This is a genomic window from Aquimarina ulvae, from assembly GCF_053613295.3.
In genome coordinates this window covers 1-3,249 of the sequence record NZ_JBSIBP030000032.1, presented here as the reverse complement: position 1 = coordinate 3,249, position 3,249 = coordinate 1, and the positions used below count along the sequence as shown (strand labels likewise).

The following is a 3,249-nucleotide window of genomic DNA, read 5'->3' as shown; positions in this document are numbered from 1 at the left end:
TGCGCTTGTGTATGTCGATACCAATAAATAACTTAGCTTGAGCAGTTTGTTGTGTTTTCATATCTTTTGATTTTTGTGAATTATAAAGATACTCGACAAGCTGCTTTTACATAGATGCTATAATTCATTGCTAGTTATTGCCTACTTACGAAAGTCCTCGCGGACTTTCTATCTGTGATTTATTTGCTAACTTTAATGCTTAAACACGCAACGAAATTATACACAAAACCGTTAGCAGTAATGATCAAATTTTACAGAAGAAAAAATAATAAATAAATGAGTGAGTTCCTTAATCTATACAGCGACATACCTATACGTTTAACCCGTTTTTTTGAAACAGAAGAATATAAAAATTACAATTCACATTTTGTCTATGGATTGAAAGGTTTTTCCAGAGAAGTTAAACTTAAAATTAGTTTTAAAATAAAAGATTATGAAGAGTTATTAGATTACTTCTCGGTTCAAGGACTAAGTAAGAAAACTCCATACATGATACCTTTTGTATTGATAAAAAATAATGAGCCTTCTTGTTTTGTAGTGGATAGCAGAAGCGCTGATTGTCCAGTTTTATTCTTTAATAGTCGAGAAGATGCCTTTTATGATCACAGTGCTAGTTTGGATAGTTTCTTAGTAAACTTATTAACAGGTAAGGACAAAACACCTATTAAGATGGTTGAAATGGCAACGAAAAAAGCCTTAACACTACTTAAAAAGAAAAACTATTCAGAAGCAGTTGAGCTTCTAGAAGATGTTATAATGACTTATCCCGAAGATGATGACAATTCTGCATCTGATAGCAACTCAAGAACTTTACCCGAAGGTTTTAAAGTTTTAGCAACCTGTCTTTTACTGAATAACAATCCTAAAAGAGCTAAAGAAATATTAGAAAAGGGGCTAAATCAAAAGATCTTTTCTTGTGGAGCTTATTTGGTTGAAGTATACAGAAAAGGTTTTGGAGACAACCAAATGGCTATTGAAGTTGGAGAACAAGCACTCGAAACCATTAAAAGCCTATATTATTATCGTGCTTGGTGTGATCTTAGAGAAAATTTAGGGTTAGTATATGTGTTGGAAGGAACCAAAGAAAAAGCTAACAAAATGTATAAAGAACTGCATGGTGGTAAAGTTGAAAATGCAAGAAAATCATTGCAAGACCTTGTAAAGCAAAATCATCCAAATAAAGCTTTAGCTAAAGAAATCTTGACATGGTTTACCCCAAAGTAAAAACTGCTAACAAAAAATAAACGCCATTAAAACAAGCGTTTATCCAAACGTTGTAATAGATAAAAACAAAAATGAAGAAAACTTTACATATCGCAATCCTTGTTTTATCATTAACTGAGATCACTGCACAATCTATTTTTTCAAGCTCTTTTAAACGTTTAAGCTGCTGTTGTTCCATACCTCCGTACTTCTAACGCCAATAGTAGAACGTGCTTTTATCAATTCCTAATCCCTGGATAGATCATCTACGGATCTTCCTTGTTCGTTTTCCTTAAGAGCTTTAATAATCTGGCTCTCGCTAAATTTGCTGTTTTTCATCGTGACAGTTTGAATTTAAAGTTAGTAAATTCGAATTATGAACTGTCCTATTTTTAGGGAAGCCTACAATTTTAGGGAAGGCTACAATTCTACTTATTTTTTATGGTAAATAAAATTAAGAAACTATATAACATCAAATATGAAATCAGAGCAAAATTTAGTGCTAGATCGAAAGGTCGTTTCTTTTTTTGAAATGGTGCTAAATTTTTATAGGTTTAATAAAAAATAAAAATGCGCAGATAAACCGATTGGTTCTGGTGTACTTGCCCTTCTCCGATTCATATATTTAGCGTTGTAGCCAATTTGAGCAAAACTTTGATATGAATAGAACATATTTTCTGGTAATGGTATTTCTTATTTTCTCTTGTCAATCTGATTTGACCTATAAGACTCAGGAAAACAAAGAGATAATCGAAATTGGAGAACGTTTTAGTTTGACTTCCAAATTCCTCAAAGAAGAAAGAGATGTTTATATATCGCTTCCTTCTCATTATGATAACAGTATCCATAGCTATCCAATTATTTTGGTAATGGATGCAGAATTTTTGTTTGAAATTACTAATGCAATCGTAAAGATTAAAGCTTCGAGAAATGAGATGCCAGAAAGTATCATTGTCGGAATTCCGAACAACACAGGGAAGCGTTACGATATGGCAATGGAATTAAGTAATAGCAAAGGAGAATACTTTTTTGGAAAAGGTCATAGCAATGCTAAAGAATATTTGAAGTTTTTTAGAAAAGAACTGCTTCCATTACTAGAAAAGAAGTACCGGATTAATTCAGGTAGGACGATTATTGGAATGTCACCAACTTTTAGTCCAGTTTTAGAGTCATTTTGGAATGAACCAGACCTATTTAATGGTTATGTTGTTCTTGCATCTGAATTATCATTACGTACGACTTCTGGAGAAACAATAGCTCAAAAAATTCTTTCATCTGTTCAAGATAGCCTTCAACCAAAATCAGCAATTTATGTAGGAAAAGCAGATGATGACCTAAAAAGAAGACCTAAAGAAGAAGCTGAAGCATATGTTGAACTAAATAAAAAATTGGCATCAAATGCAAACCCAGAAATTAAATATAAATTTGAAGTACTCGATAATGAAAATCATTATGGAATGTCCATAACTGGAATTCAAAATGGTCTTGAAACAATATATCCTAAAAAAGAATGGAATGTTCCTTACAGAGACTTTTGGAGTTCAGAAAATCCTTCAAAAGAAATTAAACTATTTTACGATAAACTTTCTAAAAATTATGGATTTGAAATTGTTCCTCTAGAAAGTTCATTTTATGCCGCTCAAACATTAGTTGGCACTGTAAAAAGACTAGAAAGACAAAACCGAAATAAGGAATCGAAAGAAGTTTTGAATTTGGCGCTAAAATATTATCCAAATTCAGAAGAACTAACAAAAATGAATATAACTTCCGAATAAAAACTAGCACAACAATATCTCCTATGAAAAGACCTAGTCCAGTTTCTTAAACATACTATTTTATTTTATAATTAACTCATAATGTTATTTTTATGGTGTTTACATGTTGATAAATCTCTCCTTTTATATTGATTATTTGTCAATATTTAAATACCGTATAACTTGCTCAGCATCCTATATGTGATCAATCTATGATGATCCTCACCAGCATCTGTATGATTATAAGCTATAATAAACTCAGTCAACTTGCTATAAGATGTGATTCCCGAGA

Annotated in this window: 3 protein-coding genes; 2 read left to right on the top strand and 1 reads right to left on the bottom strand. The window is 31.5% G+C overall.

The annotated features are described in order from the left end of the window. The first annotated feature begins 276 nt into the window (after nt 1–276). On the top strand, nt 277–1,224 hold the full coding sequence (locus ACWGOQ_RS23925; protein WP_452059598.1) for a tetratricopeptide repeat protein: 948 nt from the start codon (nt 277–279) through the stop codon (nt 1,222–1,224). A gap of 225 nt (nt 1,225–1,449) precedes the next feature. On the opposite strand, the gene ACWGOQ_RS23920 is transcribed toward ACWGOQ_RS23925, so the two are convergent. Then, entirely contained in the window at nt 1,450–1,542 is a 93-nt protein-coding gene (locus tag ACWGOQ_RS23920; RefSeq protein ID WP_452059599.1) for a transposase, read from the bottom strand. 320 nt (nt 1,543–1,862) lie between these two features. Here ACWGOQ_RS23920 and ACWGOQ_RS23915 point away from each other — a divergent pair, with 320 nt between their 5' ends. Continuing rightward, nucleotides 1,863–2,978, top strand: a complete 1,116-nt coding sequence (locus tag ACWGOQ_RS23915) for an alpha/beta hydrolase (protein WP_452059600.1) — start codon at nt 1,863–1,865, stop codon at nt 2,976–2,978. The last annotated feature ends 271 nt before the right edge of the window (nt 2,979–3,249 follow it).